Here is a 5,774-nt window from a genome sequence, read left to right as displayed (position 1 = left end):
CCCCCGGCCGCCCCGGCCTGCCCCGGCCGACCACGTTCGGACAGCAGGCGCAGGGTGAGGGGGTGTCGCGCGTCGGCGTCCCGGAGCACGCCGTCCGGGATGCCGTAGCGGGCGCGTGCCCGCGCGGCCTCGGCACGGCTGAGCCCGTCCAGGGGCACGCAGCGCGGGAACCGCCGTGCGGGCTCCTGCCGCGCGGAGCCGTACAGCAGCTCCGGGGGGAACTCCGCGCCCGCCCGCTCCCAGAACTCGGGCCGGCAGGCGACAACGAGCCGGGTGCCCGTCGCGCGCAGCCACTCGGCGGTGCCCTCGGTCCACTCGGGGAGCCGGTGGGCGAGCGCGGGCGGCATCTCCTCGGGGCCGTCCAGCAACAGCAGCAGCGGGCGGCCCGCGGCGAGGGAGTGCCGGGCGAGGCGCTCCGGCGCGAGGTCGCCCAGGGGGCCGCGGCCGGTGGACGCGGCCACGATACGGGCGGCTCGGCCCACCGCGCGGCGGGCGGCGTCGGCGATCGAGCCGTCGCCCTGGCGGAGGTCGGCGCCGCGCAGCCACAGCGTGGGCGCGGGTGCGCGGCCGTGCAGACGGCGGGCGGCGAGGGCCGCCAGCTCGGTCGTACGGCCGCTGCCGGGGACGCCGACCAGGCCGAGCACGACTGCCCCGCTCGTCCCGAAGGCGAGCAACTCCCGTGCGATCACGGCACGTTCGACCGGGGCGATGTCCGCGGCTCGCCCGGTCCGCGCGCCGTCGCGACAGCGCGCCGGGGACCCGGCGGGTCCGTCCTGGCCGACCGAGGTGGCCGTCAGCTCCAGGACGCCCGCAAGGTTCAGATCGGCGCCGTAGGCCGGTACCGTCGCCGCGTTCTCGGTGAGCAGCTCGGTCAACGGGCCGTCCGGCGCGGGGCGCAGCGGCACCGCGCGGACGGCGTCGTCGTGGGCGGGGCGCGGGGCGCCGAGGACGGCGACGACCGCGCCGGTCTCGGCGTCGAGGACGGGCCCGCCGGCCGCGCGGGCGCCGCCGGAGCGCAGCGCGTCCCGGCCGGCGGTGCCGATGGCCAGTTCCAGGGCGCGGGAGCCGACTGGGGCCGGACCGGGGCCGCAGGACGGTCCGAGCACCCGGGCCTCGCGCCAGCCGTCCGCCGCGATCCTGACGTACGCGCCGGTGGCGACCCCCTCCCGCGCGCTCACCGGCAGCGGGGCCGCGCCCAGCCCTTCGGCGCGCACGAGTGCCAGCCCCAGGCCGGGCAGTTCGGTCACAGACGTGGCGCAGACCGTGCGGCCGCGGCCGTCGCCGGGCCGGAGGACGAGGCCGGGCCGGCCGGCGACGGCCTCGTGGCAGGTGACGACCGTGCCGCGGTGGTCGGCCACGAAGCCGACACCGCGGAGCAGGCCGGCCGCGTCGTGGATCCGCACCATGGCGGCGTCCCGCGCGCGGGAGCCGTCCGCCCCGCCGGTGCGCACCGGCCCCCGTGAGGCCGCGATGCCGCTCCCGCCGCCCGTCCCGCCCGCGCCGCTCACGGCCGCCACGGCTCCCGCCGCCCACGCCGTCTCGCGCACCCGGCGGTCGCCGTCCGCCCACGGGCCCCGCCCCGCCACCGCGTTCACCCCGCCCGCACCCGTCCCCTCACGCACCCGCGTCCACCTGCCCTGTCGACGGTAGGCGGGCGGTGATCAACGGGACAGATCGCGAGGCGAACGCGCCCCCTTCCACCCCCGCGGTTCACTCCGAGCGCCTGCACGGACGGGTGAACAGAGGGGCGCGGATGGATAGACCTCACAGGTGGGGGAACCGAGGGGGACCGTGGAGCGGCGGGCGGCGCAGTACCCCGTGACCCGCTGCTCCACGGGCCGGTGTCCGCAGGTCTCAGCCGAACACGGCGAGGCTCTTGGCCTTGCCCTTGTGCTCCGCCACGAGCGCGAGGAGCCGGCCCTCGGGCGTGAAGACGGCGACCGAGCCGGCGCCCGCGTACACGTCGGGCATGTCGAGGCGGACCCCGTTGGCAAGCAGCCGGGCCCGTCTGGCGTCGATGTCCCAGCGCGGGAACGCCGCACCGGCCGCCTCGGCGATCGGCATCACGGTCAGCTCCTGCTGCAACTGCTCCAGCGTCCTCGCGGAGTCGAGCTTGTACGGGCCGACCCGGGTGCGGCGCAGCGCGGTGAGATGGCCGCCGACGCCCAGGCCGGCGCCCAGGTCCCGGGCGAGGGCGCGGATGTAGGTGCCGGACGAGCAGACGACCGACACCACCAGGTCGAGAACGGGCGTGCCGTCGGCGGCGACGGCCTCGCGGACGTCGTGCACCGAGAAGGAGGAGACGGTGACCGGGCGGGCCGGGATCTCGAACTCCTCGCCCTCGCGGGCCCGCTTGTAGGAGCGCACCCCGTCGATCTTGATGGCGCTGACCTTGGACGGCACCTGCATGATGTCGCCGCTCAGCAGCGCGATCCCGGCGTCGATGCCGTCGCGGGTGACCTTCGAGGCGTCCGTGGAGCCCGTGGTCTCGCCCTCGGCGTCATCGGTGAGCGTGGTCTGCCCCAGGCGGACGGTGCCCAGGTACTCCTTCTCGGTCAGGGCGAGGTGGCCGAGGAGCTTGGTCGCCTTCTCGACACCGAGGACGAGGACGCCCGTCGCCATCGGGTCGAGGGTGCCGGCGTGCCCGACGCGGCGGGTGCGCGCGATGCCCCGCATCTTGGCGACCACGTCGTGCGACGTGAAGCCCGACGGCTTGTCGACGATGACAAGGCCGTCGGGCGTGGTGTGCTTCTGCGTCATTCCGCGGTGTCGCCGTCCGTCTCGTCCTCGGAGCCGGGCTTGCGGTAGGGGTCCGCCTCACCGGCGTACTCGGCGCCCGCGGACGCCTCGCGCACCTTCTCGTCGGACTGGCGCGCCCGGTCGAGGAGGTCCTCGATGGTGCGCGCGTTGTCCGGGAGGGCGTCGGCGACGAAGGCGAGGGTCGGCGTGAACTTCACGCCCGCGGCACGGCCGACCTCCGAGCGGAGGATGCCCTTGGCGCTCTCCAGCCCGGCGGCCGCGGCCGCGCGCTCCTCGTCGTCGCCGTACACGGTGTAGAAGACGGTCGCCTCCCGCAGGTCACCCGTGACCCGGGTGTCCGTGATGGTGACGTGCGAGCCGAGCCGCGGGTCCTTGATCCCGCGCTGCAGCTTCTGGGCCACCACCTCTCGGATGAGGTCCGCCAGCCTTTTAGCCCGCGCGTTGTCGGCCACTGGTCCGTCTCCTTCGTCACTTCTCTTGCTGCTTGCTTCAGTCTTCGTCGCTGTGGAGTCTGCGTCGAACGGAGAGCAGTTCCACCTCGGGCCGCCCGGCGACCAGCCGCTCGCAGCGGTCCAGTACGTCGGTGAGGTGTCCCGTGTCCCCGGAGACCATCGCGAGCCCGATCTCGGCCCTGCGATGGAGGTTCTGGTGCCCCGTCTCCGCCGCGCTCACCGCGTACTTGCGCTGGAGTTCGGCCACGATCGGACGGACGAGGGAGCGCTTCTCCTTCAGTGAGTGGACATCACCGAGGAGCAGGTCGAAGGACAGAGTCCCCACATACATGTGCAACCGGTTCACCCGCCGGCCCGGGATCGACGGCCCCGCCGACCGGTCGGGCGGGGACATCAGAACGGTACATCGAAGCAGGCGGAACGATCGACGGATATTCCGCACCGCGGACCACGGCCCGAACGGCGTGCCGGCCGACGGGACCGGAGTCCCGTCGGCCGGCACGAACCGCTGCGGTTACGCCCGCGGCTTCTCTCGCATCTCGTACGTCGCGATGACGTCGTCGACCTTGATGTCGTTGAAGTTGCCGAGGTTGATACCGCCCTCGTAGCCTTCGCGGATCTCGGTGACGTCGTCCTTGAAGCGACGCAGGCCCTCGATGTTGAGGCTCTCCGCGACCACCTTGCCGTCGCGGATGAGGCGCGCCTTGGTGTTGCGCTTGACCTCGCCGGAGCGGATGAGCACACCCGCGATGTTGCCCAGCTTGGACGACTTGAAGACCTCGCGGATCTCCGCCGTACCGAGCTCGACCTCCTCGAACTCCGGCTTGAGCATGCCCTTGAGGGCCGCCTCGATCTCCTCGATCGCCTGGTAGATGACCGAGTAGTACCGGACGTCCACACCTTCGCGCTCGGCCATCTGCGCCGCGCGGCCCGCCGCGCGGACGTTGAAGCCGATCACGATGGCGTCCGAGCCCATCGCCAGGTCGATGTCCGACTCCGTGACCGCACCGACACCGCGGTGCAGGACGCGGATGTCGACCTCTTCGCCGACGTCCAGCTGGAGCAGCGAGGACTCGAGGGCCTCGACGGAACCGGAGGCGTCACCCTTGATGATCAGGTTCAGCTGCTGGACCTCGCCGGCCTTGAGCACCTTGTCCAGGTCCTCGAGCGACACGCGGCGCGTGCGCTTGGCGAAGGCGGCGTTGCGCTCGCGGGCGGCGCGCTTCTCCGCGATCTGGCGGGCCGTACGGTCCTCCTCGACCACGAGGAAGTTGTCGCCCGCGCCCGGGACGTTGGTGAGGCCCAGGACCTGCACCGGCGTCGACGGACCGGCCTCGGCGACGTTGTTGCCGTTGTCGTCGAGCATGGCGCGCACACGGCCGTAGGCGTCGCCCACGACCATCGTGTCGCCGACCCGCAGCGTGCCCCGCTGGACGAGGACCGTCGCCACGGCACCGCGGCCGCGGTCGAGACGGGACTCGATCGAGATGCCCTGCGCGTCCTGGTTCGGGTTGGCCCGCAGGTCGAGCGAGGCGTCCGCGGTGAGGACCACGGCCTCCAGCAGGGAGTCGATGTGCAGACCCTGCTTGGCGGAGATGTCGACGAACATCGTGTCGCCGCCGTACTCCTCGGCCACCAGCCCGTACTCGGTGAGCTGGCCGCGCACCTTGGTCGGGTCGGCGCCCTCGACGTCGATCTTGTTGACCGCGACGACGATCGGGACGTCGGCCGCCTTGGCGTGGTTGAGCGCCTCGACCGTCTGCGGCATGACGCCGTCGTTGGCCGCGACGACCAGGATCGCGATGTCGGTCGACTTCGCACCACGCGCACGCATGGCGGTGAACGCCTCGTGACCCGGGGTGTCGATGAAGGTGATCTTGCGCTCTTCGTCGTTGACCTCGGTCGCGACCTGGTAGGCACCGATGTGCTGGGTGATGCCGCCGGCCTCGCCCGCGATGACGTTCGTCTTGCGGATCGCGTCGAGCAGCCGGGTCTTTCCGTGGTCGACGTGACCCATGACGGTGACGACCGGCGGACGGACCACCAGGTCCTCCTCGTCGCCCTCGTCCTCGCCGAACTCGATGTCGAAGGACTCGAGCAGCTCGCGGTCCTCCTCCTCGGGGCTGACGATCTGAACCGTGTAGTTCATCTCGCCGGCGAGGAGATGCAGCGTCTCGTCGGAGACGGACTGCGTGGCCGTGACCATCTCGCCGAGGTTCATCATGACCGCGACGAGCGACGCCGGGTTGGCGTTGATCTTCTCCGCGAAGTCGGTGAGCGAGGCACCGCGCGACAGGCGAATGGACTCGCCGTTGCCGCGGGGCAGCATCACGCCGCCGACCGACGGGGCCTGCATGGCCTCGTACTCCTGGCGCCTCTGACGCTTCGACTTGCGGCCGCGGCGCGCGGGACCGCCGGGACGGCCGAAGGCGCCCTGCGTGCCACCGCGGCCACCGGGGCCGCCGGGACGGCCGCCGAAGCCGGGACGGCCGCCGCCGCCACCGCCGGGACCACCGGGACGGCCGGCGAAACCGCCGCCACCGCCACCGGGACCGCCCGGAC

General features: G+C 73.3%; 5 protein-coding genes. All 5 read right to left on the bottom strand.

The window, feature by feature from the left end:
* On the bottom strand, nucleotides 1-1,406 hold a 1,406-nt coding region (locus tag SZN_RS34910; RefSeq protein ID WP_244313476.1), incomplete at its 3' end, for a serine protease.
* Nucleotides 1,407-1,854: 448 nt separating this feature from the next.
* Nucleotides 1,855-2,760: a tRNA pseudouridine(55) synthase TruB gene (gene truB / locus SZN_RS34905; protein ID WP_007504651.1), complete on the bottom strand. Its 906-nt coding sequence runs from the start codon at nucleotides 2,758-2,760 to the stop codon at nucleotides 1,855-1,857.
* Nucleotides 2,757-3,212, bottom strand: coding sequence for a 30S ribosome-binding factor RbfA (gene rbfA, locus SZN_RS34900; protein WP_007504649.1), 456 nt, complete (start codon nucleotides 3,210-3,212; stop codon nucleotides 2,757-2,759). Before rbfA ends, truB begins: the two co-directional genes overlap by 4 nt.
* Nucleotides 3,213-3,249: 37 nt before the next feature.
* On the bottom strand, nucleotides 3,250-3,543 hold the full coding sequence (locus SZN_RS34895; RefSeq protein ID WP_007504646.1) for a DUF503 domain-containing protein: 294 nt from the start codon (nucleotides 3,541-3,543) through the stop codon (nucleotides 3,250-3,252).
* A 183-nt stretch (nucleotides 3,544-3,726) separates the two neighbouring features.
* A partial coding sequence (gene infB / locus SZN_RS34890) for a translation initiation factor IF-2 (RefSeq protein WP_007504644.1) occupies nucleotides 3,727-5,774 on the bottom strand: 2,048 nt, incomplete at its 5' end.

Origin of the sequence: Streptomyces zinciresistens K42 (genome assembly GCF_000225525.1) — a bacterium.
Lineage (GTDB): Bacteria > Actinomycetota > Actinomycetes > Streptomycetales > Streptomycetaceae > Streptomyces > Streptomyces zinciresistens.
Note: the sequence above shows the minus strand (reverse complement) of the source record. Positions and strands in the feature narration are given on the sequence as shown.

Bases quoted from the DNA above. Each gene is read 5' to 3' on its own strand.
- truB (WP_007504651.1), bottom strand. From the start codon at position 2,760: ATGACGCAGAAGCACACCACGCCCGACGGCCTTGTCATCGTCGACAAG.
- SZN_RS34895 (WP_007504646.1), bottom strand. From the start codon at position 3,543: ATGTATGTGGGGACTCTGTCCTTCGACCTGCTCCTCGGTGATGTCCAC.